Source organism: Chryseobacterium sp. CBTAP 102, from assembly GCF_003201365.1.
Classification (GTDB): Bacteria; Bacteroidota; Bacteroidia; order Flavobacteriales; family Weeksellaceae; genus Chryseobacterium; species Chryseobacterium candidae.
Genome location: NZ_QICX01000001.1, coordinates 152,438 through 178,211, shown reverse-complemented (window position 1 = coordinate 178,211; position 25,774 = coordinate 152,438). Strand labels below are relative to the sequence as shown.

Annotated in this window: 26 protein-coding genes; 19 read left to right on the top strand and 7 right to left on the bottom strand. The window is 36.3% G+C overall.

Features of this window, described 5'->3' with window-relative positions; all coding sequences use genetic code 11:
• Window positions 1-59 precede the first annotated feature (59 nt).
• Window positions 60-704, top strand: a complete 645-nt coding sequence (locus C8D70_RS00800; protein WP_110366069.1) for a hypothetical protein — start codon at window positions 60-62, stop codon at window positions 702-704.
• Window positions 705-763: 59 nt separating this feature from the next.
• On the opposite strand, the gene C8D70_RS00795 is transcribed toward C8D70_RS00800, so the two are convergent.
• The 3 genes from C8D70_RS00795 to pyrH all read right to left on the bottom strand — a co-directional run bounded on the left by C8D70_RS00795 (window position 764) and on the right by pyrH (window position 3,683).
• A complete protein-coding gene (locus C8D70_RS00795; RefSeq protein ID WP_076597352.1) occupies window positions 764-1,825 on the bottom strand; it encodes a 3-oxoacyl-ACP synthase III family protein in 1,062 nt (353 codons plus the stop codon).
• 197 nt (window positions 1,826-2,022) lie between these two features.
• Entirely contained in the window at window positions 2,023-2,577 is a 555-nt protein-coding gene (gene frr / locus C8D70_RS00790) for a ribosome recycling factor (protein ID WP_076597353.1), read from the bottom strand.
• Between the two features lie 398 nt (window positions 2,578-2,975).
• The gene (pyrH, locus tag C8D70_RS00785) at window positions 2,976-3,683 is read right to left on the bottom strand and encodes a UMP kinase (protein ID WP_076355472.1); all 708 of its coding nucleotides are present in this window, start codon (window positions 3,681-3,683) and stop codon (window positions 2,976-2,978) included.
• A gap of 167 nt (window positions 3,684-3,850) precedes the next feature.
• On the opposite strand from pyrH, the gene porQ reads away from it, so the two are divergent.
• The 5 genes from porQ (at window position 3,851) to C8D70_RS00760 (ending at window position 6,941) form a co-directional block, all read left to right on the top strand.
• Window positions 3,851-4,843: a type IX secretion system protein PorQ gene (gene porQ / locus C8D70_RS00780; protein WP_110366068.1), complete on the top strand. Its 993-nt coding sequence runs from the start codon at window positions 3,851-3,853 to the stop codon at window positions 4,841-4,843.
• 84 nt (window positions 4,844-4,927) lie between these two features.
• Window positions 4,928-5,602, top strand: a complete 675-nt coding sequence (gene cmk, locus C8D70_RS00775; protein WP_110366067.1) for a (d)CMP kinase — start codon at window positions 4,928-4,930, stop codon at window positions 5,600-5,602.
• A 95-nt stretch (window positions 5,603-5,697) separates the two neighbouring features.
• Window positions 5,698-6,048, top strand: a complete 351-nt coding sequence (locus C8D70_RS00770; RefSeq protein ID WP_034694334.1) for a YtxH domain-containing protein — start codon at window positions 5,698-5,700, stop codon at window positions 6,046-6,048.
• Window positions 6,049-6,128: 80 nt separating this feature from the next.
• The gene (locus C8D70_RS00765) at window positions 6,129-6,437 is read left to right on the top strand and encodes a phage holin family protein (protein ID WP_076597356.1); all 309 of its coding nucleotides are present in this window, start codon (window positions 6,129-6,131) and stop codon (window positions 6,435-6,437) included.
• A 3-nt stretch (window positions 6,438-6,440) separates the two neighbouring features.
• Window positions 6,441-6,941 carry a phosphoribosyl-ATP pyrophosphatase gene (locus C8D70_RS00760; RefSeq protein ID WP_110366066.1) on the top strand — a complete coding sequence of 167 codons (501 nt, stop codon included), beginning with the start codon at window positions 6,441-6,443 and terminating at the stop codon, window positions 6,939-6,941.
• A gap of 79 nt (window positions 6,942-7,020) precedes the next feature.
• Here the strand turns inward: C8D70_RS00760 and C8D70_RS00755 are convergent, their stop codons facing one another.
• Entirely contained in the window at window positions 7,021-7,746 is a 726-nt protein-coding gene (locus tag C8D70_RS00755; protein ID WP_076597358.1) for a TrmH family RNA methyltransferase, read from the bottom strand.
• Between C8D70_RS00755 and C8D70_RS00750 the strand changes: the two genes are divergently transcribed.
• The gene (locus C8D70_RS00750; protein ID WP_110366065.1) at window positions 7,732-10,341 is read left to right on the top strand and encodes a BamA/TamA family outer membrane protein; all 2,610 of its coding nucleotides are present in this window, start codon (window positions 7,732-7,734) and stop codon (window positions 10,339-10,341) included. The genes C8D70_RS00755 and C8D70_RS00750 overlap by 15 nt on opposite strands.
• Here the strand turns inward: C8D70_RS00750 and C8D70_RS00745 are convergent.
• The gene (locus C8D70_RS00745) at window positions 10,338-10,895 is read right to left on the bottom strand and encodes a vancomycin high temperature exclusion protein (RefSeq protein ID WP_410493465.1); all 558 of its coding nucleotides are present in this window, start codon (window positions 10,893-10,895) and stop codon (window positions 10,338-10,340) included. The genes C8D70_RS00750 and C8D70_RS00745 overlap by 4 nt on opposite strands.
• Before the next feature lie 56 nt (window positions 10,896-10,951).
• Complete coding sequence (locus tag C8D70_RS00740; RefSeq protein ID WP_110366064.1) at window positions 10,952-12,076, bottom strand: ferredoxin--NADP reductase; 1,125 nt, start codon at window positions 12,074-12,076, stop codon at window positions 10,952-10,954.
• Between the two features lie 33 nt (window positions 12,077-12,109).
• Between C8D70_RS00740 and C8D70_RS00735 the strand changes: the two genes are divergently transcribed.
• The 12 genes from C8D70_RS00735 (at window position 12,110) to C8D70_RS00680 (ending at window position 25,052) form a co-directional block, all read left to right on the top strand.
• Window positions 12,110-12,670 carry a TlpA family protein disulfide reductase gene (locus C8D70_RS00735; protein WP_110366063.1) on the top strand — a complete coding sequence of 187 codons (561 nt, stop codon included), beginning with the start codon at window positions 12,110-12,112 and terminating at the stop codon, window positions 12,668-12,670.
• 24 nt (window positions 12,671-12,694) lie between these two features.
• Window positions 12,695-13,666 (top strand): FecCD family ABC transporter permease, encoded by a 972-nt coding sequence (locus C8D70_RS00730; protein ID WP_181416075.1) that lies wholly within the window; start codon window positions 12,695-12,697, stop codon window positions 13,664-13,666.
• A gap of 245 nt (window positions 13,667-13,911) precedes the next feature.
• Window positions 13,912-14,835 carry an ABC transporter ATP-binding protein gene (locus C8D70_RS00725; RefSeq protein ID WP_110366061.1) on the top strand — a complete coding sequence of 308 codons (924 nt, stop codon included), beginning with the start codon at window positions 13,912-13,914 and terminating at the stop codon, window positions 14,833-14,835.
• A 165-nt stretch (window positions 14,836-15,000) separates the two neighbouring features.
• Window positions 15,001-15,453: a MarR family winged helix-turn-helix transcriptional regulator gene (locus C8D70_RS00720; RefSeq protein WP_110366365.1), complete on the top strand. Its 453-nt coding sequence runs from the start codon at window positions 15,001-15,003 to the stop codon at window positions 15,451-15,453.
• Window positions 15,454-15,506: 53 nt separating this feature from the next.
• Complete coding sequence (locus C8D70_RS00715; protein ID WP_076597366.1) at window positions 15,507-17,900, top strand: 3-hydroxyacyl-CoA dehydrogenase/enoyl-CoA hydratase family protein; 2,394 nt, start codon at window positions 15,507-15,509, stop codon at window positions 17,898-17,900.
• 83 nt (window positions 17,901-17,983) lie between these two features.
• Window positions 17,984-18,448, top strand: coding sequence for an IS200/IS605 family transposase (gene tnpA, locus C8D70_RS00710; protein WP_076597367.1), 465 nt, complete (start codon window positions 17,984-17,986; stop codon window positions 18,446-18,448).
• Window positions 18,449-18,552: 104 nt separating this feature from the next.
• Window positions 18,553-19,731, top strand: a complete 1,179-nt coding sequence (locus C8D70_RS00705) for a thiolase family protein (RefSeq protein ID WP_110366060.1) — start codon at window positions 18,553-18,555, stop codon at window positions 19,729-19,731.
• Window positions 19,732-19,849: 118 nt separating this feature from the next.
• Window positions 19,850-21,625, top strand: a complete 1,776-nt coding sequence (locus C8D70_RS00700; RefSeq protein WP_110366059.1) for an acyl-CoA dehydrogenase family protein — start codon at window positions 19,850-19,852, stop codon at window positions 21,623-21,625.
• A gap of 148 nt (window positions 21,626-21,773) precedes the next feature.
• Entirely contained in the window at window positions 21,774-22,088 is a 315-nt protein-coding gene (locus C8D70_RS00695) for a hypothetical protein (RefSeq protein ID WP_076597371.1), read from the top strand.
• A gap of 27 nt (window positions 22,089-22,115) precedes the next feature.
• Window positions 22,116-22,451 carry a YegP family protein gene (locus C8D70_RS00690; protein WP_110366058.1) on the top strand — a complete coding sequence of 112 codons (336 nt, stop codon included), beginning with the start codon at window positions 22,116-22,118 and terminating at the stop codon, window positions 22,449-22,451.
• 79 nt (window positions 22,452-22,530) lie between these two features.
• Window positions 22,531-22,977 (top strand): phosphohydrolase, encoded by a 447-nt coding sequence (locus tag C8D70_RS00685; protein WP_034694511.1) that lies wholly within the window; start codon window positions 22,531-22,533, stop codon window positions 22,975-22,977.
• 26 nt (window positions 22,978-23,003) lie between these two features.
• The gene (locus C8D70_RS00680; protein WP_110366057.1) at window positions 23,004-25,052 is read left to right on the top strand and encodes a M48 family metallopeptidase; all 2,049 of its coding nucleotides are present in this window, start codon (window positions 23,004-23,006) and stop codon (window positions 25,050-25,052) included.
• On the opposite strand, the gene C8D70_RS00675 is transcribed toward C8D70_RS00680, so the two are convergent.
• Entirely contained in the window at window positions 25,049-25,765 is a 717-nt protein-coding gene (locus C8D70_RS00675; protein ID WP_076597374.1) for a DUF2490 domain-containing protein, read from the bottom strand. The two genes, C8D70_RS00680 and C8D70_RS00675, sit on opposite strands and share 4 nt — an antisense overlap.
• Window positions 25,766-25,774 lie beyond the last annotated feature (9 nt).

Here is a 25,774-nt window from a genome sequence, read left to right as displayed (position 1 = left end):
GCCTTTTTTTATGTCATTAAATCTTTTGTATTCTTATACACCACCAAACACTTAATTCTATGAAAATTCTAATTCTGACAGCCGGCCTGCTTCTTTTTGTTTCCTGTAAAAATGAAAAAGATAAAACCATTCCCAAAGAATCCGCTTTCATAGATAATTCTGTTGTAAAAAAGGATTCTGTAAAAGCAGACATAACAGAAAACCCCATTGATCAGATCAAAAAAGAATATGCTGTGCTTCAGGCTCAGCTGGAAGCTGAGAAGCTAAGTTCTTCAAAATTCAGTTATGACTGTAATGATGAACCTTCAGGAGAAGTTATTTTTCATTCTGACAAGGAAGGGATTAAAGTAATAGAGCATTTTTATGCAGAACACAGTCATTTTTCGGCATCTGAAAAGTATTTTATCAAAGAGGGAAAGCCTTTCTTTATTTTCAGACAGGAAACCGTATGGAATTTTGATGGCGGCACTCCCGAAAAACCGGTTACCAAAGATGAAATTACAGAAACTCGTATGTATCTTCAAAATAATCAGCTACTCAAATGTCTTGAAAAGAAATACAGTATAAAATCCAATCAGAAAGAAAAAACAGCTCCGGATACAATTCCTGGTAAAGAAATTATGTGTAACATGGAGGAAATCGTTAAGAGCTACCAATCTCTATTAAAACATAAAGACCAGAAAGGCTCCATACAATGTTTGTAAAAACAAAAGAGATTGTCCAAAAGTCAATCTCTTTTTTATATTTTGGGAGAGCCTGTATTTTAAAACTGATAAACAAAAGCATTAATATTCATTCCTGCGCCTACGGATGCAAATAAGACTACATCATTTTTTTTGATTTTATGATGTTCCAGTTCATCCTTTAAAATCATCGTCAGCAAAGAAGGAATAGTTGCAACGCTGCTGTTTCCTAATTTATGAATAACCATAGGCATAATATTTTCCGGAACTGGCTTTCCATACAATTGATAAAACCTGCTAACGATGGCTTCATCCATTTTTTCGTTTGCCTGATGAATGATAATTTTATCTAACTGATCAATGGAATACCCACTGTTGTCAAGACATTTTTTCATCGCATCCGGAACATTGATGAGGGCAAATTCATATATTTTTCTGCCATCCATCTTGATGTATCGGGTATCCGGACAGCTTTCGTTGTTGTAAGACTTTCCAAAATACAAATAGTCTTTTTCTTCAAGTGTATAAGAAGCTGATAAATGAGACCTGATCCCGGAATCATCATTTTCATTCACTTCCAGAACAGCCGCTCCTGCTCCATCTGCATAGATCATACTGTCTCTGTCGTGGATGTCCACTACACGGGAAAGTGTTTCTGCCCCAATAACCAGGCATCGTTTGGCTATACCAGACTTGATCAATGCATGAGCCTGTATGACTCCTTCAATCCATCCCGGGCATCCAAAAAGAACATCATAGGCTACGCAGAAATTATTTCTGATTCCCAATAAATGTTTCACCCTTGCAGCAAGACTGGGCACGGTATCAGACTGAACCGTTCCAAAACGAACATCCCCAAAATTATGGGCAAATATAATATAATCCAATGTTTCAGGATCGATTCCTGCATTTTCTATGGCTGAACGCGCTGCAATAAGTCCCAGATCTGAAGTAACCTGTGTACTGTGCGCATATCTTCTTTCTTCAATACCTGTAATCTTCTTTAGCTTGTCCGTAATGGAAGCATTATTCTCTTTTAATAAAATCCCTTCTTCATTAAGAAAAACATGTTTATCAAAAAATAAATTGGTTATTGTTTCTGATGGGATATAATTTCCTACCCCGATTATTTTTGTCATCATTTTAGTATTTGGCTCCTGTTTTTTAATTAGACCTCAGGAATGATTTATTAAATATAATGAATGAACGTAAATACTTCTCAATATAGTATAGAACAAGAATGCATTGCATTATAAAAAATTAAATGTGATAGCAGAAAAATAATAAAAAAAGAGGTGTCCCATCGGAAACCTCTTCTTTATTTTCAACAGCTTTAGAATTATACTTTCATAATTTCAGCCTCTTTTGTCTTAAGATGCTCATCACAAAGCTTAACGTATTTATCAGTATAAGTCTGGATTTCTTCTTCCACTCCTTTTACTACATCTTCAGAAACTCCTTCCAGCTTTTTAAGTTCTTTTAAACCATCCTGTCTTGCGTTTCTTACCGTCACTTTAGTGTTCTCAGTTTCTGCTTTAGCCTGCTTTGCAAGTTCCTTTCTTCTTTCCTCAGTTAAAGGCGGAACATTCAGGATAATGTTTTCTCCGTTGTTAGAAGGGGCAAAACCTAAGTTTGAGTTGATGATTGCTTTTTCAATCGCGTTGATTGCTGTTCTGTCCCAAGGTTGAATAGAGATTGTCATTGCATCCGGAACAGAAACATTCGCAACCTGGTTGATAGGAGTCATTGCTCCGTAATATTCTACCATTACATCCTGAACCATTGATGTAGAAGCACGTCCTGCTCTGATTCTTTGAAATGCGTGATCCAGGTGCTTTACCGCTGCATCCATGTCTTGTTTTACAGATTCTAATATAAGATCTAATTCTTCCATTATTATATTAAAGTTTGATAAATTACACATCTATTAATCCATCTGAATATCAGTTAATTAAAACTAAAAAAACGCTGTAAACATCAGTGTTTTCTTATTGTTTTAAATTATTTTTTTACTATTCAGTGCTGCAAAAATAGTGATTATTTCCATATTTTGGTAAGACTGCATTCTGTATTTTAAGAAAACTATAATATTTTAAAATGTGATTACTTTAACATATACATTTTGTGTGTTTAATGTTTTGGAAATAGTTGACGATTAGATTAATTAGTTTATTCTATAAATCCTTTTACAATAATAAAAGTTCGCTGTTTAGATCAGGCTTATTAAAATAAAAAAAACACCTGTCACAGTACTGCAACAGGTGTTTTTATATTTTTTAGTAGTTAAATTAATTATAAATCAACCAAAGTCCCTACATTTTCTCCGTCTACGATTTTTTCTAAATTTCCATCTTTATTCATATCGAATACTATGATTGGCAATTTGTTTTCGTGGCTCAAAGTAAAGGCTGTCATATCCATTACTTTAAGGTTTTTCTCAAATACTTCATCAAAAGATAATGAATTGTATTTTACAGCATCTGCATTCTTTTCAGGATCACTGTCGTAGATTCCGTCTACTCTTGTTCCTTTTAAGATCACATCAGCTCCGATTTCGATGGCTCTTAAGGTAGCCGCTGTATCAGTAGTAAAATAAGGGTTTCCTGTTCCCGCACCGAAGATCACTACTCTTCCTTTTTCAAGGTGTCTTACCGCTCTTCTTTTGATGAAAGGTTCAGCTACTTTATCCATTTCGATAGCAGACTGAAGCCTTGTTTTGATTCCTGCATCTTCCAATGCTCCCTGTAAAGCCATTCCATTGATTACAGTGGCCAGCATTCCCATATAATCTCCCTGCACTCTGTCCATTCCTTTGGCAGCTCCTGCTACACCACGGAAAATGTTTCCTCCTCCAATTACAATCGCAACTTCACAGCCTTTTTCAACTACTTTTTTGATCTCAGCTGCATATTCCTGCAGTCTTTCATTGTCAATACCGTATTGTCTGTTTCCCATTAAGGCCTCACCGCTTAGTTTCAGAAGGATTCTTTTATATTTCATCTTTTATTTTTAATAACTATTTATTAGTATGGGTTTCCCCTGAATTTGATTTTGCAAATATAATCATTAAAGATATTGATGAAAGAAAAATATTTAAATAGAAATAATGTCAGAAATATTTTGAAAAGTACGAAAAAGGATTATTTTTGCATTAATTATAAATTGAGTTGAAGAAAATTATCATTTTTTCATTATTTCTATCAGGAATTGTTTCTTATGCACAAACAGGAACAAATGTTTATCCGTTCTTAAATGTACCTGTATCTGCAAGACAGGCTGCTTTGGGCGGAGATGCAATTTCAGTAAGAGATTATGATGTTTCCTTTGCTATTGCAAACCCTGCCCTGTTAAATAAAGATTCTGACAAACAGCTTTCTGTAAACGCAACGGCTTATCTTGCCGACTCGAAATACGGAACTATTGCTTATGCCAAAGACTTTGAAAATGGCCACATGGCTACCATCAATGCAAGGTATATGAGCTACGGAAGTATTCCAAGGACGGATGAAAGCGGTTTTGAAAACGGAGAATTCAAAGCTTCAGATGTCGCTATTGGTGCGGGCTATGCTTACCAGTTTGAAGAAGACTGGACGATTGGTGGAGGACTTAATTTTATTACCTCAAAAATCGACAACTATACTTCTTCCGCGATCTCAGGAACAGCGGGAATTACCTATCATAATAAAAAGAGTAAAGAAGTAGTTTCATTGGTCATGAGAAACTTTGGGTTTCAGCTGAAATCTTTTAACGGAACAAGAGAAAATCTTCCTTTCAGAATAGATCTGGGCTATACCAAGACCATCAAGAACTTCCCTCTTGCCATCACCATTACCGCACATGATCTTCAGAAGTTTGATATTTCTTCAGAAGAGAATCTGGATGGGCAGAAAGTGGGTGCCGGCAGAAAAATCGCAGATCACTTTTCGTTGGGGGCAGAATTGTTTCCGGAAAAGAATTTCAATATCAGGCTGGGCTATAATGTAAAAAGAGGAAATGAGCTGGCAGTTGCGGACCAAAGAAACTTCTCAGGACTTTCTGCAGGATTTGGAGTTAAAGTTTCCAGATTCCGTATTGATTATGCCCACGTGAGATACCACAACTCTTCGAACGTCAACCAGATAGGAATTTCTATGGACCTTTCCAGCCATAGAGGGGAATAATCTTCCTGACCGAAAATTTCTCAATTATTCCGAAAATTTCCTACTTATTCTTGATTTTCTAAAAAAAATCTTGAAATTTGCAGTATGAAAAAACCTGTAATTGCTATCGATGGGTACTCGTCTACCGGAAAAAGTTCTATCTCAAAAATCATTGCTGATCAGCTGGGACTTATTCATATGGATACAGGAGCGCTTTACAGAGGAGTTACCTGGTATGCTTTGCAGCATTGTCTGAATGAAAACGGTGAGATTGATCTGAATACGCTGTTCTCTTCTTTTAATCAGATCAGACTTGAATTTAAAAACAACGAAGGAACACTTATTTTATTCCTTAATGACACCGATATCTCTAAAGAAATCCGTACCAATACAGTATCGGACAATGTAAGCCTTGTTGCCAAACAGAAAGAAGTAAGAGACTTCCTGCTGCAGTCGCAGCGCAGTTTGGCAGAAAAAGGAGGCGTTATTATGGACGGACGTGACATTGGGACAGTAGTTCTGCCAAATGCGGACTATAAATTCTTCCTTACTGCCAGTATTGACGAAAGAACCAACAGAAGATTTCTGGAACTGAAAGGCCTGGGAATACAAGCAGATAAAGAACAGGTAAAACAAAATCTTATAGAACGTGACAAGATCGACAGCGAACGTGAAATAGCCCCATTGAAGCAGGCTGAAGATGCAATCGTTATTGATAATTCTGAACTTACAAAAGAGGAAACCATACAGCTTATTTTATCTCACATCAAAAAGATTTAACAATTTTTAATAGGCTTCAGGCCTCCTTTGGTATACAAATTGTAAGTTTTATTACTGTAAAAACTAATCTATTATTAATTATTAAAAAACTTAAAATGTCTAGAAAAGGAAATAATACAGCAGGTATATTGGCAGGACTTCTTGCAGGTGCTGCAGCAGGTGTAATCTTAGGAATGTTATACGCACCTGAAGAAGGTAAAGAAACAAGAAAAAAAATCAAAACTAAAGCAAACGATCTTAAAGATCAGGCTAAAAATAAATACGGAGAGGTTTCAGAAAAAGTAAAAGACCAATATGGTAATATTTCTTCTACTTTCAAAGAAACAGCAAGCAGCGTAGCACATACTGTGAAAGACGGATATGATAAATACAAAGATCAGATTGTTTCTAAAACTGCAGATTTGGCCAAAGATGTAGAAGCGGAACTGAATGATCTGAAAAAATAAGTAATTTATCTTTTTTAAGTAAATTACAGAAAGGAACTTTTGTGTGAAAGTTCCTTTTTTTGTAACTTTAAAAAAAAACAATGATAGAAACTATTAAAGAATACGCCTCCAAGAGAATAGATCTTCTGAAAATTGAAGCGACTGAAAAGTCTTCACTTTCTGCCGGGCTCATTACTTACTTTGTAGTACTGCTTGTTGCTTTTGCTTTTTTTATTATCCTTTTCAATTTTGGAATTGCTTTTCTTATCGGAAAAGCACTGGATAATTACTCATATGGATTCTTAATTGTTGCTGCTTTTTATGCGCTGATAATGGCCTTTGTTGTAGCCTTCAAGAATAAGATTGTCAATACCGTTGCTGATCAGGTTATTAAATTTTTAAATCATTAAACTATGGGCATAAAATACGAGAGCATTGAAGAATTAAGAAGAAAGAAAAAACTGCTTAAAGGGGAAATAAATGATCTGGAAAATCTTCTGACCTTCAAAAATACAAAAGAAAGCCTAAGTGCATTTACCAATGGTTTAAGTGATCAGTATCTTCAGGAAAAGATTGATGAAGACGGTGATGAAAAAGTAGTTTTAAGAAAAGATGTCATTGCCAAACAGCTTACTTCCGAGGTGAAAGATCTTCTGATCAGCAAAAATACCGCCGTAGGAATTGCAAATTCCGCATTCAAGGGAGGAAATATTACAGACGGTCTTGTTAAACTGGGTGTTACTGCCATCGTAGGAAACTACGCCAAAAAGAATATGAAAAGTTCCAACTGGAAGAAAAAACTGATTGGTGCCGCATTGATTTATCTTGCTCCTATAGCACTGAAATATGTCAGAAAAAAGATGGAGGTATATCAGAAAAACAAAAGTGTTTCAAGTTTGGAACAATTGATATAAAATCAGATATTGGAAACCAGATGCTGGATTATATTCAGTAATATTTTACAATAATTTCTAACCTCTGGTTTCTGATTTTCTATTTTGAGAATAACTGCCCTAAAATAATCCCTGCTGCCATTGATACATTCAGGCTTTCTGTAGACTGGGATTTTCCAAACCGCGGAATACTGATACTTTTTTGTAAAAGCTTTTCTGTTTCCGGTCTCATTCCGTTTCCTTCATTTCCTAAAATCAGATTTAGCTTTTCAGGTTTCTGAAAAGTATAGATATTTTCTCCTTCCATATCGGTTCCGATATTTACATTCTCTGTTGTAGAAAGATATTCCACCAGATCAGTATAAACAATATTGACTCTGGTAAAAGATCCCATCGTTGCCTGAATCACTTTCGGATTGTAAACATCTACAGTATCTTCACTACAGATGATCTGTTCAATACCAAACCAGTCTGCCAGTCGTATAATAGTACCTAGATTTCCCGGATCCTGTATCCCATCCAACACCAATTGTATATTCTTATCCTCCCATTTTTCCTCCCCGGCAAGATAACATACCGCAACAGAATCTTTCGGAGTTTTAAGAAAACTTATTTTTTTTAATTCATTTTCAGAGATATGGGTAACAGGGATATCAGTACGGTCCAATTTTTGTGGATCGGTTGACAATATTTCTTTAACTTTAAAGTTAGAATTAGAAAGTTCACAAATGATTTTATTACCTTCAACCAAAAACAAATTGTATTTTTGTCTGAACTTCTTTTTATCTAAAGATTGTAAAACTTTTATTGTATGAGCTGTAAGCATTATAAGAATTCTCCTCAAAAATATTATAAAATTATCTCATTTGCAACATTTGTTGGTCTCCTTTATGCTTGTAGTACAACAAAAAAAGTTCCTGATGGCGAATATCTGCTCACCAAAAACAGTTTAGAGTTCGAGGATAAGAGAGAATTTTTCGACGAAGAGCTGAAAGATTACATCCAGCAGAAACCTAATAAAAAGCAGTTTCTTTTCATGCCATTGAGTTTACTGCTCTACAATATGGCAGATCCGAAGTACGATACCATACTTAATGAATACATGACCTATCCCGGTGAAATGAGAAATCAGAAACTGAGAGACTCTTTATTCCTTAAATATAATATGAAAAGCAGCGTCGGAAAAAGTCTGCTTTTTGACCGTCTACTGCACAATTGGGGAACACCACCGGTAATTCTTGATCAGACAAGAAGCGAAAAAAGCGCTGAATCTATCAAGAAAAGACTTACCTACAGAGGATATTGGGATGCTGATGTAAATTTTAAACACACATTGGATTCAGCTTCAAAAAAAGCATCTGTTAATTATTCTATCAAGCATAACGATCCTACCCGCATTAAAGATTATTATTATAATATTCCGGACCAGGGCATCAAAGGGTATTACAACTATAATCTGAACAGAAGTCTTGTGAGATCAGGACAGATTCTTGACCAAACCGTTCTTGAAAGAGAGGTTACCAGAATTACGGATCTGATGAGGGAGTTTGGTTTCTACAGGTTCAATGCTTCCAATGATGAAGTTTATTTCGTTGCGGATTCTCTTAAAAGCAGAAAACAGATTCCTTTAACCCTGGAAATTCATAAAGATTCTCTGGATACTCCCTATAAAATAGCCACTTTTGGAAATATTGACGTTGCCATTGTAGATGAACCCGGTGACTATCCTAAAAATACCAGGAAAGACAGCTTAAGGAGAATAAGATTTCATACGATGAATGATAAATACAAACTTTCATCTGTATGGAGAGCGATTATTCCGGACAGTAAAAAGGTTTTTGACCAAACGAAGCTGGATGTAACCAAGAGAAACATTTTATCGATGAATAACTTTAGCATCGTTAAAGCAAGAGACTCTCTGAGACAAGGCGGAATGACCTCTCCTAACGACAGTATTGTAGATGTTTTGTATGTACTGAAACCACTTCCGAAGTATGAACTTAAAGTGGGAACAGATATCAATTATTCTCAGGTTTTAAATCTGGGAATCTCCCCTTCTGTGGACCTTACCACCCGAAATGTTTTCAGAGGAGCAGAAAACCTTTCTACCAGTCTTTCAGGGACATTTGGTTCTATCAGAAGTACAAAAGATATCAGTAAAAGAGTTGCAGCCTACGAAATATCAGCTCAGGCATCCCTGAATTTCCCAAGGCTTTTATTGCCTTTTAATTATTATAAATTCATTCCTAAACGATATACCCCTACATCATCTATTTTGCTGGGGGCATCAATACAGAACAACATCGGTTTGGGTAGGTTAATTTTTAATACGGGATTAAACTATCAGGCAAGTGTGAATGATCAGGTTTATCATAAGCTTACATTATTCAATACTCAGGTCAGTCTGACGAAAAATAAAGATGCCTACTATGACTACTTTGTGAATGACGGAAGGGTAAAAGATGAGGTATTCGGGAATTATTTTATGTTTAACCCAGAAACTGCGCAAACCGGACAAGATTACAGAGATGGAAAACTTAGTGTGGATGAGGTTTCCAAAAAGATTATTGAGAATGATGCTTACCGTGGAAGTCTCAATCAGCAGGGAAGAGATCTTTTAACGGCATTTACCGGAACACTGGTTAACAAAGACAGACAAACTCAGGATGTCCTTATTTCTTCCATGATCTACAATTTTGTTTATAGCGAAATTGGAAAAAAAGAATATCCAAATGCTTTTTATTTTAATGGAAAAGTAGAACTTGCGGGTAATATCTTAAGCTTATTTAATAAAAAAGATAATGGCGGAGGTATTGTTACCGGTCCACAAGGAACTATTTTTGGGCTGCCATACGCACAGTTTGTAAAATTTGATATTGATACAAGAAAATATTTCAAATTTAATGGTAACCAGACATTGGTGCTGCGCCAGTTTATCGGAGTTGGAATTCCATATGGAAATTCTGAAGATATGCCTATTATCAAATCTTACTTCAATGGAGGTTCTAACGATATCAGAGCATGGGTAGCCTTTGGAGGATTAGGTCCTGCTGATTCTCAGGTTGATGAGAGAGTTCGTACTTATATGACTGATAATTTAAAGCTTACTACCAATATTGAATATAGAATTCCTTTCAATAAAACCTATGAAGGAGCTTTATTTACGGATATCGGAAATACATGGAGTCTTCGTAACTATAACGATGGTTATGGGGATGAATTTAAATTCGGTAAGTTCTGGAAACAAGTAGGTATCGGAAGTGGATTCGGATTAAGATTAAATATTGCCTACGTAACAGCGAGAATTGACCTTGCGTATAAGATCTATGACCCAAATAAACCTGAAGGCGACCGATGGAGATTCAAATTCATCCAGCCTTTCAAACCTACAGTTAATATCGCGTTCGGGTATCCTTTCTAATCCGGAGAAACGCCTAGAATAAAATATACTACAGCAATCACACGGGCGAGGATTTCCCTCGTCTGGTTTCTGTAGAAACTTTCAGGTCTTGTGACATCCTGCGCATCAAATCCCAAAGCATTCATATCATTATTTCTTGCAAAAAATAATGCTCTCAGGTTGTGATATCCCTGAGATACGATAATGACATTTTTCTTCTTATAAACATCCTTACAGCGGAGAATGCTTTTATAGGTGTTAAAGCCCTTCGGATCTTCCACAATAATATCTTCAGGCACTCCTTCCTGATTGATCAGATAGTTTTTCATTGCACCCGGTTCATTATACCCCTTACTCTTCTCCCCGCTCACTATAATTTTCCTGATTTTTCCATGATGGTAAAGAAGTGCTGCAGCATCCATCCTTTTGGTGAAATAAGGATTGGATTTTCCGGATCTCATTTTCGGAGATGTTCCCAGAACTAATGCAATTTCCCTTGGCGGAATTTTTGAAATTTTGGTATACGTTCTCCCGTTGGTAAGTCCGAAAACCCACACATTACAGAAGCATATCATCAGAATTCCCAATTCCAGTGATATAAACCCAAGGTTAAATATGTTCCTAATAATTCTCAACTAAGATCAAAGTTAAGCTTTATTTTTTTACTTTTCACAATAGACATACAAGCTAAAATATGTCCCTGCTCTTCCTCTTTTTCCGTAAGATACTCATTTTCTAACAGTTCCACCTCTCCTTCCTCTAAAGAACATTCACAACTTCCACAGATTCCGGACTTGCAGGAATAAGGAACAGGGAATTTCTGCATAAGAAGCTGCTGAAGGATTTTATCCTTATTATCAGGGAGCTGAGTTGTATATTTTTTCCCCAGCATGGTAAATTCTACCTCAATATTTTCAATCAGAGGGAATTCTTTTTCTACAGGATAAATATCATCATTAAATTCTTCAAAAAGCTCAAAATGAATATTCTTTTTCGGAATTCCGTGGTGATAACATGCATTGGCTAATGTCTTGATCATTTCACCTTTACCGCATATCAATACTTCATCTACCGCATCCCAGATGGTAGATTCTTCATCTGTATCGTCTAAATGAAGGATCTGATTGATGATAAGATTCAGTTTCTTTTCATCCAGCCTGCCATAGAAAAACTGGTCTGCTGTTTTTTCCTGTGAGAAAAAGTAAAATATCTGAAGCCTGTCTCCACATGTTCTGGCAAGATTATCCAGCTGCTCGCGATAGACTAAATCTTCTGAACTTTTATTTCCAAAAAATAAAAACAGACGTGTTCTGGGTTCATTGTGAAGAATATTTTTAAAATGACTCAAAATGGGGGTGATCCCAATACCCGCAGCAAAAGCAACAATAGTCCTGAATTCGTTGGGTTTGGATACGATTGTGAATCTCCCTGCAGGTTCACTCACCCATAGCTCATCACCAGCGCTATAATTTTGAAATAGCTGCGAAGTAGCTCCTTCATTGGAATTGATCTTTATTCCCAAAGATATTTTACCTTCATAAGGTGCTGAAGTCATTGAATAATCATTAATAACCTCTTTCCCATGTGAATGAAACCGTATACTGACGAACTGGCCTGCTTCAAATCTGAAATTTTCCTTTAAATTCTCAGGAATATCAAACTCCAGAGAAAAAGTATTTTTGGTCAGCTCTTCCTTTTTCGCTATTTTTAACGGATGAAACTGTATCAGTTTCCCTTTATAGATTTGTTGTTCCATAACTTCAATTCAAAAATAGATAAAAAATAATTTATGAAGAAGATAATTTTTTCCATGTTACTTCTTACTGCACTGTACAGCTGTAAAAAAGAAGGTCAGAAAACTGAAAACACTGCAGCCGCAGACTCCCTTTCGGCATCTCAAACTACAGAAAATGAAGAAAGTAGTGTTCTTCCCAAAGAACTTTCTCCCGAAAATGTAAGCCAGCATTTAGCAAAAAATAATGATACATTATATGTCACCAATTTTTTTGCAACATGGTGCGGCCCTTGTATGAGAGAAATCCCAAGCTTTAAAAGCAAAATGGAGGAGCTGAAGGGAAAACCTGTAAAATTCACTTTTGTAAACCTTGACGAGAAGGCAGAATGGGCTGGTGCTGTTAAGAATTTTGCCACAGAAAACAAACTGGGAGGAAATATTATCTTACTGGACGGACAAAAACTGGATCAAAACTTTTTCCATAACAATTTCAAACAGTGGGACGGAGGTTCTATTCCTTTTACTTTCATGAGAAAAGGTGATAAAACCGATGAATATCTGGGAATGATGACGGAAGATGTATTGAATTCAAAAATTGATTCTTTCTTAAAATAAAATAGGCCGAACTCTTTCTGAATCATGTCAAAAAAGTTTAAAATCCTGTGTTTATTATTTGTGATTGCTATTATTATAAGTGCTGTCATTAATCTGAACACAGGATTTTTAAGTTTAAGCCTCCAGGATTTTTTTCAGGACTCTGCTCATAGTCAAATCGCCGAGATCCGTATCAACCGTGTTCTGGTGATGATGCTGGCTGGAATTTCAATTCCCACTTCTGGTTTCCTGATGCAGGAATATTTTCAAAACCCGCTGGCAGGCCCTGATATACTGGGAATAACGTCGGTTGCCAGTTTGTCAGTTGCCTTTTACATCTTCTTTTCTCATGATATTTTCCTTCCTGAATTTTTACAGAATAGTTTCCTCAGCTTAGCAGCTATTGGAGGAAGTTTACTGTTAATGTTGATACTGCTCTCCATGTCCAATAGGTTTCAGGATAAGTCCTATCTTATTATTTTCGGATTTCTGATATCTGCTTTTGCGGGTGCCATTGTATCTCTGTTACAATTTTATGCAGAAAACCAAAGTCTGAAAAACTATATTTTATGGTCTTTCGGAGCTAATAATATGGTAACGAGAAACCAGATTTATGTCCTGTTTATTTTAGTTTTAATCGGTATGTTGATCTGTTTCAGAGCGATAAAGCCACTCATTGGTAATTCACTTGGTAATTCCTATGCACAAAGTTTGGGAGTAAATTTGAAACAGCTGAAACTTTTAATAATAGTAGCATCGTCTATTCTATCCGCTTCTGTTACGGCATTTTTAGGACCTATTCTCTTTATCGGAATTATTGTTCCTCACTTCTGCAGACTCGTTTATAATCCATCAAAATTATGGCAGCAATGGATTCTTAATATGTTTCTGGGAATGCTGATCATGCTATTCTTCTCAGTTATTGCAGAAAAAACGCAGATCCCTTTGAATGTGATAAGTTCTGTATTCGGTATTCCTGTCATTCTGATGATGCTGTTGAAGCAGAATAAAGCGTGATCGTGATATACACAAACCGGACAACCAGTTTCAAAATTAATACAGGGGTCAGGAAAATAACCCATAGAATTTGAGAATAATTTTATAACTTACTTCAGTGGATAAAAAAGGAAATCAATCATACTGTGTCATTCCGAAGGAATCTAAATTACTTTGTCGAGATGCTTTCAGCATGAAAAAACAAAACTGAAGCAGAGAGATAACAAATCATAAAATCCACAGAAATCAATAAAGAAGAATCAAACATGTATCTACAGATCAAACAGGCAAATATCGGCTACAATACAATATTAATCTCCAATGCTAATGCAAATTTGAAGCTTGGTGATGTATGCCTGCTGATTGGTAATAACGGTGTAGGAAAAACAACATTAATCAAATCTATTCTGCATCAAATGCCTTTACTGAATGGAGAGATTGCTATTAATGGAAAAAATATAAAAAATCTTTCTGTAAAAGAAATTGCGGAGAATGTTGCTATTGTCTTTTCCAAATCTGTTATTCCGCAGCATTATACAGTTGAGGATCTTATTTCTCTGGGAAAATACATCTTCTACCCTTTCTATTTTGAACTGAAAAAAGAAGACCGCGAAGAGGTGGCTCATATTATTGAAGAACTGAATTTGAATCAGTACAGATATACTCTTTTGAAAAACCTCTCTGACGGAAATCTTCAAAAAGCATTTATCGGACGGGCTATCACCCAGAATTCCCCTATTATTATTCTGGATGAACCGACTACCCATCTGGATGAAAAAAATAAAATTATTATTCTTAAAACTTTAAGAAAGCTTGCTAAGGAACAGAACAAACTTATTCTGTTTTCTTCCCACGACTGGAGACTCGCCAAAGAATTCGCAGACAAAATATGGTATGTAAAAGAAAATCATCTGTATTCAGGGATTGTGGAGGACATTTTGCTGCAGCACGATGAACTTACTAATGCTTCGTTATTTCAAATCAATGAGACTTTTATTCCACCTTTAATCTCAGCACCACAGTTTCACAAGGAAATGCTGTATTCTCTACTTCAAAAAAACTTCCCAAAAGATCTTTCTGACCTCAATTTCGAATTTCAGCCCCCATTTTGGGTAATTGCTAAGGATTCTATGACTTACCAATGTGAATCTTTTGAAGAAATTATCAATTTAGTCAAAAACATTCATTAATACTTGATTTTCTTTGATTTATCTACATACTATGCATGCATAGTATTATGCTAATCATACAATTTAATCCGCTTATTTACAGTCTATTAACAAAATTTAACGTTAATAAATATTATGCATGCATAATATTTATTAAATTTGGGTAAAACCATTGGCGCAAAAATGATGGATCATAATAAGGAAAAAATAGAAAACGTAGATTTAATTTTAAAGCAGACCTGGCTGGCTGTTTCTAAAATGTACACAGAATTAGCTCAGGAACATGATTCCACGGCGGTACAGGCACTCACTCTTCTTAAAATAGATCCCAAAGAAGGAACGCGAAGTACCAATCTTGGACCGAAGATGGCTATTGAACCCACTTCATTAACGAGAATCATTAAACTTCTTGAGGATAACGGATACATCTATAAGGAAAAGACCACCACTGATAAAAGAGAGGTTATCATCAAACTTACAGACAAAGGATTAAACTCCAGAAATATGTCTAAAGAGGTGGTGGTGAATTTCAACAAGAAGGTTATGGAAAAAATTCCTCCGGAAAAACTGGAGGCTTTCAAGGATGTAATGGGGGAAATCATGAAAATAGCCAACGAATTATTAAATAACAGAAAATAAATTTTGATGAAGCCTTCGGGTTCATATCATCTTATACAAATAAAAATTTACATATGAAAAGAAGAATCAAACATGTAACGGTTCTTGGTTCAGGAATTATGGGAAGCGGTATCGCTGCTCACTTCGCCAATATCGGCGTTGAAGTATCACTTTTGGATATTGTTCCTTTTGAACTTACTGAAGCTGAACAGAAAAAAGGTTTGACCAAAGATGACAAGGGAGTAAGAAACAGAATTGCTTCCGAAAACTTTGAAAAACTGAAAAAAGCAAGTCCTGCACTTCTTTATTCACCTAAGTTTGCAGACAGAATTACAATCGGAAACTTCGATGATGATTTGCCGAAAATAAAAAACACAGACTGGATCATTGAAGTAGTCGTGGAAAGACTTGATATCAAGAAGTCTGTATACGAAAAGATTGAACAGTTCAGAAAACCTGGAACATTAATTTCTTCCAATACATCCGGTATTCCTATTCATTTCCTTACAGAAGGAAGAAGCGAAGATTTCAAAAAATACTTTGCCGGAACGCACTTCTTCAACCCTGTAAGATACCTTCCTCTTTTAGAGATTATCCCAACTAATGATACAGATCCTGAGATCATTGATTTCTATATGAATTACGGAGCGAAATTCTTAGGCAAAACTACTGTTTTAGCTAAAGACACTCCAGCTTTCATCGCCAACAGAATCGGTGTATTCTCCATGATGGATCTTCTTCATAATGTACAAAAATTAGGACTTACCGTTTCTGATGTTGATAAATTAACAGGTCCTGTCATCGGACGTCCGAAATCAGCTACGTTCAGAACAGCGGATGTTGTGGGTCTTGATACTTTGGTAATGGTAGCCAACGGCGTTCGCCAGAGCGGTGCGGAAGCCAATGACTTCAATGATGTATTTGCCCTTCCACCTTATATCCAGAAAATGATGGATAATAAATGGTTAGGTTCAAAAACAGAACAAGGTTTCTATAAAAAAGTGAAAAATGCAGAAGGAAAATCTGAAATTCATGGATTAAACCTTGACACTTTAGAGTATGAACTTCAAGGAAAATCGTCATTCCCGACATTAGAATTAACCAAATCCATTGATAAGCCAATCGACAGATTCAAAGTATTAATCGGAGGTAAAGACAAAGCAGGTGAATTGTACAGAAAGTCTTTAGGAGCATTATTCGCTTACGTTTCACACAAAGTCCCTGAAATCTCTGACGAAGTTTATAAAATTGACGATGCCATGAGAGCCGGTTTCGGATGGGAAAACGGTCCATTTGAAATCTGGGATGCTGTAGGTGTTCAGAAAGGTATTGAACTGGCAAAAGATGCAGGATACGAAGTTTCTGAATGGGTGAAAAATGTAGAAACTTTCTATAAAGTGAATGACGAAGGACAAAGCATTTACGTTGATAAAAATTCAGGAGAATACAACAAAATTCCTGGTCAGGATGCATTTATCATCTTAGATAATATCAGAAAAAATAAAACACTTTGGAGCAATTCAGGTGCTGCAATTGAAGATTTGGGAGATGGTATCATCAACTTTGAGATCCGTTCAAAAATGAACTCTCTTGGAGGCGAAGTTCTTGACGGATTAAACAGAGCCATTGATTTAGCTGAAAAAGAATATGACGGATTGGTTGTAGGAAACCAGGGAACTAATTTCTCTGTAGGTGCAAACCTTGCTATGATCCTTATGATGGCTATCGAGCAGGATTGGGATGATCTGAATATGGCGATCGCTTACTTCCAGAAATCAATGATGAGAGTACGCTACTCTTCTATTCCTGTAGTAGTTGCTCCTCACGGAATGACTTTAGGTGGAGGATGCGAAATGACAATGCATGCAGACCGGGTGGTTGCAGCCGCAGAAACGTATATCGGACTTGTAGAAACCGGAGTGGGAGTAATTCCTGGTGGTGGTGGTACTAAAGAATTGACTTTGAGAACTTCCAGAGAATTCCACAACGATGACGTGAAGAATAACAGACTTCGTGATGCCTTCATGAACATCGCCATGGGTAAAGTAGCTACTTCCGCTTATGAAGCTTACGATATGGGAATCCTTGAAAAAGGGAAAGACATCGTTTCTGTAAGCAAAAACAGACAGATTGCTGAAGCTAAAAAAGTAGCAAAATTATTAGCTGAGCAAGGTTATACCCAACCTATAGAGCAAAAAGTAAAAGTTCTTGGTAAAGATGCATTAGGAATGTTCTACGTAGGAACTGACCAGATGTTAACCGGAAACTTTATTTCTGCACACGATAAGAAAATTGCGGATAAACTGGCCAACGTAATGGTAGGCGGAAACCTTTCCGAGCCAACAGTGGTAACAGAACAATATCTGTTGAACCTTGAAAGAGAAACTTTCCTTCAGCTTTGTGGGGAAAGAAAAACTTTAGAGAGAATTCAGTATATGTTGCAAAATGGGAAACCTTTGAGAAACTAACGGGAAGCTCCGTAGGAGCGAACTGTTAATAGCATGAATAATTTTAAAAGTTGGAAAGCCTCGTAGAGGCGACCTGTTAATGTATGGCAAACACCTACACTCAGATTTATATTCACATTGTTTTCGCTGTAAAAGGAAGACAAAATCTGATTTCAAAAGAAAACAGAGAAGAATTACATCAGTTTATTACAGGTATTATTTCCAATAGAAATCAAAAATTATTCGCAGTTTTTGCAATGCCTGACCATGTGCATATTCTTGTAAGTATGAATCCGACACTTGCGGTTTCAGATTTAGTAAGAGATATTAAAGCGGGTTCTTCAAAATTCATCAATGAAAAAGGATGGATCAATGGAAAATTCAATTGGCAGGAAGGGTACGGAGCTTTTTCTTACTCTAAAAGCAGTGTTGATTCTGTTGTAAAATATATTTTATATCAGGAAGAACATCATAAAAAGAAAACTTTTAGAGAAGAATATCTGGATTTTATGTCAAAATTTGAGATAGAATATGATCCAAAATATTTATTCGAATGGATTAATGATTAACAGGTCGCTCCTACGGAGCTCCGCAAAAAGCAAAAACAAAAATCTATGAACAGTTTACCTCTACGAGGCAAAAAAGTCTTAAAACAATTTAATTAAACAAAAAAATGAAAACAGCATACATAGTAAAAGGTTTCAGAACTGCCGTTGGAAAAGCTCCAAAAGGGAGTTTAAGATTTACAAGACCTGATGTAATGGCAGCTACCGTTATTGAAAAATTAATGGCTGAGCTACCCCAATTAGATAAAAACAGAATTGACGACCTTATCGTAGGAAATGCAATGCCGGAAGCTGAACAAGGGCTGAACGTTGCACGTCTGATCTCTTTGATGGGATTAAATACAGATAAAGTTCCGGGAGTAACCGTGAACAGATACTGTGCATCAGGAAGTGAGGCAATTGCCATTGCTTCTGCAAAAATTCAGGCTGGTATGGCAGACTGTATCATCGCGGGTGGTACAGAATCAATGTCATATATTCCGATGGGAGGTTATAAGCCGGTTCCGGAAACGGATATTGCCAAAACAAACCCGGATTATTACTGGGGAATGGGTTACACAGCCGAAGAAGTGGCAAAACAATATAATATTACAAGAGAAGAACAGGATCAGTTTGCTTTTGAATCTCATATGAAGGCTTTAAAAGCCAATCAGGAAGGAAAATTTGCCAACCAGATTGTTCCGGTTCCTGTAGAATATAATTTCCTTGACGAAAATCAGAAACTGCAGACTAAAAAATTCGATTTTTCTGTAGATGAAGGTCCGAGAGCTGATACTTCTTTAGCTGGTTTAGCAAAACTAAGACCTGTATTTGCCAACGGAGGAAGCGTAACTGCCGGAAACTCTTCACAGATGAGTGACGGAGCTGCTTTTGTGATGGTAATGAGTGAAGAAATGGTAAAAGAATTAGGATTGGAGCCTGAAGCAAGGTTAGTGGCTTATGCTGCTGCAGGATTAGAACCAAGAATTATGGGAATGGGACCTGTTTATGCTATTCCAAAAGCTTTGAAACAGGCAGGTCTGGAATTAAAAGATATCGATTTGATCGAGCTTAACGAAGCATTCGCTTCTCAATCGGTTGCAATCAAAAAAGAATTAGGTTTAAATCCAGACATTCTAAACGTAAACGGAGGGGCAATTGCTCTTGGACACCCGCTAGGATGTACAGGAACAAAATTAACCGTTCAGCTTCTTGATGAAATGAGAAGACGCGGTAACAAGTACGGAATGGTTTCTATGTGCGTTGGAACAGGACAGGGAGCGGCCTCTATTTTTGAACTTCTATAATTGTATAATGTCAGTTGTACAATGTATAAAGTATTAAAACTTACTTAATAATAATCTCATAAAAAAGTACCATGTACATTTTACATTATACTTTTTACAAAAAATAAAAAAAACAAATATGGCAACATTAAAAGGCGGGGAATTCCTGATCAAACAAATTCCTGCAAACGAAATTTTCAGTATTGAAGAACTGAATGAAGAACAAAAGATGCTTCGTGATTCTGCGAAGGAATTTATCGATAGAGAAGTTGTTCCTCAAAGAGAGCGTTTTGAGAAGAAAGATTATGCATTTACAGAAGAAACAATGCGTAAACTGGGCGAAATGGGAATGTTGGGAATCGCTGTTCCCGAAGAATACGGAGGTCTTGGAATGGGCTTTGTCACTACAATGCTTGCCTGCGACTATCTTTCCGGAACTACAGGTTCATTGGCTACAGCGTATGGAGCACACACAGGAATCGGAACGTTACCAATTGTTCTTTACGGAACTGAAGAGCAAAAGAAAAAATACCTTCCGGATTTAGCAACAGGAACAAAATTCGGGGCTTACTGTCTGACAGAGCCGGATGCCGGTTCTGATGCGAATTCAGGGAAAACAAAAGCAAAACTTTCCGAAGACGGAAAACATTATATCATCAACGGCCAGAAAATGTGGATCTCTAATGCAGGATTTGCTGATACATTCACATTATTCGCTAAAATTGATGATGATAAAAATATCACAGGATTTGTCATCAACAGATCTGAACTTGAAAATCCTGAAAGCTTAACTTTCGGAGAGGAAGAGCACAAATTAGGTATCCGCGCATCTTCTACCCGTCAGGTTTTCTTCAATGATATGAAAATCCCTGTGGAAAATCTTTTAGGAGAAAGAAACAACGGTTTCAAAATCGCTTTAAATGCACTGAACGTAGGCCGTATCAAACTGGCAGCAGCTTGTCTTGATGCACAGAGAAGAATCTTAAACCACTCTATCCAGTACTCTAATGAAAGAAAGCAGTTTGGTGTTTCCATTGCTACTTTCGGAGCCATCAGAAAAAAACTGGCAGAAATGGCAACCGGAGTTTTCGTAAGTGAAGCAGGTTCTTACAGAGCTGCTAAAAACGTTCAGGATAAAATTGATGAGCTTGTTGAAGCAGGATTAAGCCATCAGGAAGCAGAATTAAAAGGTGTTGAGGAATTCGCGGTAGAATGTTCAATCCTTAAAGTATTTGTTTCTGACCTTGCCCAGCATACAGCAGATGAAGGAATTCAGGTGTACGGAGGTATGGGATTCTCTGAAGACACTCCTATGGAAGCTGCCTGGAGAGATTCAAGAATCTCGAGAATCTATGAAGGTACCAACGAAATCAACAGATTATTAGCTGTAGGAATGCTTATCAAGAGAGCCATGAAAGGTGAACTTGATCTTTTATCTCCTGCAATGGCCATCAGCAAAGAATTGATGGGTATCCCTTCATTTGAAGTTCCTGATTATTCAGAATTCATGAGTGAAGAAAAAGCAATTATCGCTAACCTTAAGAAAGTATTCTTAATGGTTTCCGGAGCAGCTCTTCAGAAATACATGATGGATATTGAAAAACAACAGCACTTATTATTAAATGCTTCTGAAATCCTTAACCAGATCTACATGGCAGAATCTGCAGTATTAAGAGCAGAGAAACATTTCTCTCCTGAATCTGTAGAAGCAGCTATGGCTCAGCTGAACCTTTACAAAGCTGTAGAGAAAATCATCACGGCAGCTAAAGAAGGAATTGTTTCTTTCGCTGAAGGAGATGAGCAGAGAATGATGCTTTCAGGATTAAGAAGATTTACTAAATATACCAACCATCCGAATGTAGTAGCACTTACTGAAAAAGTGGCAGCTCACTATATTGAGAAAGGAGCTTATTAGTCTTTAATACCATAAATTTGATTCAGCGTCCCAATTTTGGGGCGCTTTTATTTTTAGCCCACATTTCTTATGGTTATCATTGGATTTATTGGCAGCCAATAAGTATATTCAAAAAAAATCATTATTTTTATTCTAAATTAAATAACACATGAAGAAATTATTATTTCCCCTAGTCTTCATTTCGGCCATGTTTACGGCACAAAAAAAAGAAAATGTAATCCCTGTTCCCAAGGTTGATACAACCAAAATAGTTTCTAAAGGAAAATTCCCGGGATATTTTGCTCTGAAACCTGAGCATGCTCAGAAAGAACTTTACAAAATACTGACAGTTAAGCCTAAAGATACTGCTCTATATCTTGCTTTAAAAGAACCATCAAAGGATGAGTCACAATATAAAATTTTAAATTCAATTACTTCTGATAAGCTTCAGCCAAGCAGGAAAAAGATAATACCATCCAAATAAACACAATACAAAATAAAAATTATTACCATGGGAAAGTTTATTATCTCTCAAAAAACAAACGGAGACTTCCAGTTTAATCTTAAAGCAGGAAACGGACAGATCATTTTAACCAGTCAGGGATACAGTACCAAACCATCCTGTGAAAACGGAATCGGATCCGTAAAAATCAATGCACAGGAAGATGCAAAATTTGAAAGAAATACAGTGAATGACGGCAGGTGTTACTTTAATTTAAAAGCAGGAAACGGACAGATCATTGGAACCAGCCAGATGTATGAATCTGACAATGGTATGGAAAACGGGATAGAATCTGTAAAAAACAATGTTCCGCATGCTCCTGTAGAGGACGAAACAAACTTGTAAAATCATCTGAAATATTCTTCATAAAAAGGCCTTAGTTTTTAAGGCATTTTTTATTTTTGTAATCTATTTTTCGTAAAAAATGACAAAAGAAGAATTACTGAATAAAGCAATCAAAATTGCCGATAAGGCTCATAAAGGACAAACCGATAAATACCATGCTCCCTACATTGCCCACGTAATGCGTGTAATGAATTATGGTAAAACACTGGATGAAAAGATTGTTGGCGTTCTGCACGATGTGGTAGAGGATCACCCACTGGAATTCAGCCTGGATTATTTAAGATCGGAAGGGTTTCCTGAATATATTATTTTTGCCATCAGCTGTCTTACAAAGCTTGATCCTGAAGAAGATTATGATGAATTCATCAAAAGAACAGAACGATCTCTCCTTTCCGTTGCTGTAAAACTGAATGACCTTCGTGACAATATGGATCTCAGAAGAGTAAACAGAGAGCTTACTCCTAAAGACATCAAAAGATTCAACAAATATCTGAAAGCTTATCGTTACCTGATAGAGAAATATTAATCAAGAAAAATTTAATAAAAACACACATGACTAATAACCTACCTAAAATTTCATCGGCTTATCAATCTAAGCTGGTTTCTGCTATTGTATCCATCTCAGTTTTTTTTCTGATCTATCTGATACTTATTCTCGCGTCTCTGCTCATGATATTCTTATTAGGATATGGTGCCATAAAAATGCTGAGTGTTTCTCTCAATTACTTTACCGTTTTTGGTGCGGCAGGATTATTAAGTGTAGGGATTTTTGTTTTTATTTTCCTTGTCAAATTTATTTTCAGAAAAAACCATTACAGTACACGTCACCTGCTGGAAATTAACAGATCTCACCAGCCTCAGCTTTTTGCAATTATTGATGAAATTGTGGCTGAAACAGGAGTGAAAGCCCCTCAAAAAGTTTTTCTTTCTCCGGATGTAAATGCCAGTGTAAGCTATAACTCTGTTTTCTGGAGCATGTTTTTGCCGGTGAAGAAAAATCTGACGATTGGCGTTGGGTTGATCAACACTACAAGTGTAGGAGAATTGCGGACAATTCTGGCTCACGAATTTGGACATTTCTCTCAAAAAAGCATGAAAATAGGCGGTTATGTAAGCCAGGCAGAAAAGATTATTTTTGAAACCGTTTACAATAATAAAGACTATGAAAACTTTATCATGGAGTTTTCGGGAGGGAATGCTATTTTTAAAATTTTCGGTCTGATTTCCGTTAGTTTCATTAATGCATTTCAATCTGTTCTTAAAAGCATGTCCAGCTTTCTTTTCAAAAATCATGCTTCCCTGCAAAGAGAAATGGAATACCACGCAGATGCTATTTCAACCTATATAACCAATCCTGATGAGCAGACTTCATCTTTATTAAGACTGGAACTGAGTGATGTTGCTTTTAATACTTCCTTTAATTTTTACATTGAAAGTAATCAGAAATATCTTCCAAAAGACCTGTACAAGAATCAGATCTCTTTAATGAAAATTTTATCCGAAAGGAATAACCATCCTTATATCAACGGATTTCCAAAAATTGATGCTGAAGATCTTACCCGCTATAACAAATCCAGAATAGAAATTGAAGACCAGTGGACTTCACATCCTGATATTTTAAAAAGAATTGAAAGAATTAGAACAAACGAAACCAGAAGAACAGCCGCAGACCACAGATTTGCAAAAGAAATTATCAGCGGGTTTGATAAGATTTGTGAAATTATGACGTCAAAATACCTCACTTTACACATGGTGAAAAACGTGGGTGAAGTGATAGAGGATGAAACTTTCATCAAGCTTTATCTGGATCATAATATCTATCAGTCTTTCAGTTCCAATTTTAACGGATATTACGAAAGGCACAATCCTGTTATAGAAAACATTGAATCATGTATTCCTGATGCTGCGGCTCATGATGATGGAGATCTTTTCAGTGACAAAAAGGTATCTTTAGTCTATGAAAAATCAGGAATAGAAGGTGATATACAGATCCTGCAATACCTGGATTCCCACCCGAAAGAAATAAAAACATTCAGATTTGAGGGCACTTTATACAAAGCAAAAGATGCTGCAGGCCTTATCCCTCAACTGGAAAATGAACTGAGAAGAGTAAAAGACGAACTTTTGGAAAATGACAAGGCTGTTTTTCAATACTACTATCATATTTCCGATGAAGATATTAAAAAAGACCTTCTTAAAAAGTACAAAAATTTTGCGGTAATCGATAAAGAATTTGATCATTTTCAGAAAAGTCTTAATGATTTTACACCATACCTCCAGTTTATGGCTGCCACTTTACCTTTTGAAGAAATCCGTAAACACAGGGCTAAACTATTGAAAGCAGAAGAACCTTTTAAACTGAAGACGCAACAACTGATTGAAAACTCGGCTTACAAAGAAGCTTTAAAGCCTGATGATAAAAATATTTTACAGGAATTTGTAAAATCTGAATACATCTACTTCAATAAAGACAAATACCTTGAACATGAAGTAAGTGCCATATCGTTAGTGATTGAAAAATATCAGACATTACTGAATGATCATTATCTTAATTCTAAACTGGAGCTTTTAAACTTTCAGGCCGGTTTGAATAATAATTAATCCGCCCCCGGGAAATCGTAAGTCTTCGTGTGATGATCTGTTCCGTCGATATTGATGTTTAACGCAAGGTAAACGAAATGTAAATTTTTGTTTCCTTTTGCTTCAAATTCACGCTGCCACAGATATCCGCTCACGATGCCAAAATAATCATCAATCTGATAGCCGAAACCGCCATAGACTCTGTTTCTGGCAAAAGTAGGCTTCATCGGAGAGACAAAGAATACTTCGTCATAAGCATTGGCGAAAACAGTTCCTTTCTTGATGGTTTTGGCGTTTAAAGGGACACTTACGTTCAGACGATATCTGTAACGCATTCTCTGTGAAGTCTGGTCTGTTTTCGGCTCATAGAACCAGCTCTTTTCAGCACGGAAACGATTTTCAAACTTTACGATACCTTTCTTGATATCTATAATGTCCTGAAGCCAAACTCTGAACTCCTCTCTGCTCAGACTGTGTTCTTTATAGTTAACATATCTTCCAAGCCCTACAAAAGGTTTGTGGTTTTTGGTAAGATTATACCCTAATCCTCCTTTTATTTCATAATAATCGGGATAAGTATAATCTTCGTTACCACGCAGCTGACCTTCTGCATAAAGGAAAAATTTCGGATGAAACTTATAGGTCAGAGTTACTGCATTGAAGCTGGAAATGTGTTCCTGTGCTTTAAAAAAAGAAATTCCAAGTAGTAAACCTAGGCCTATAAGACGTTTCATAAAAAATTT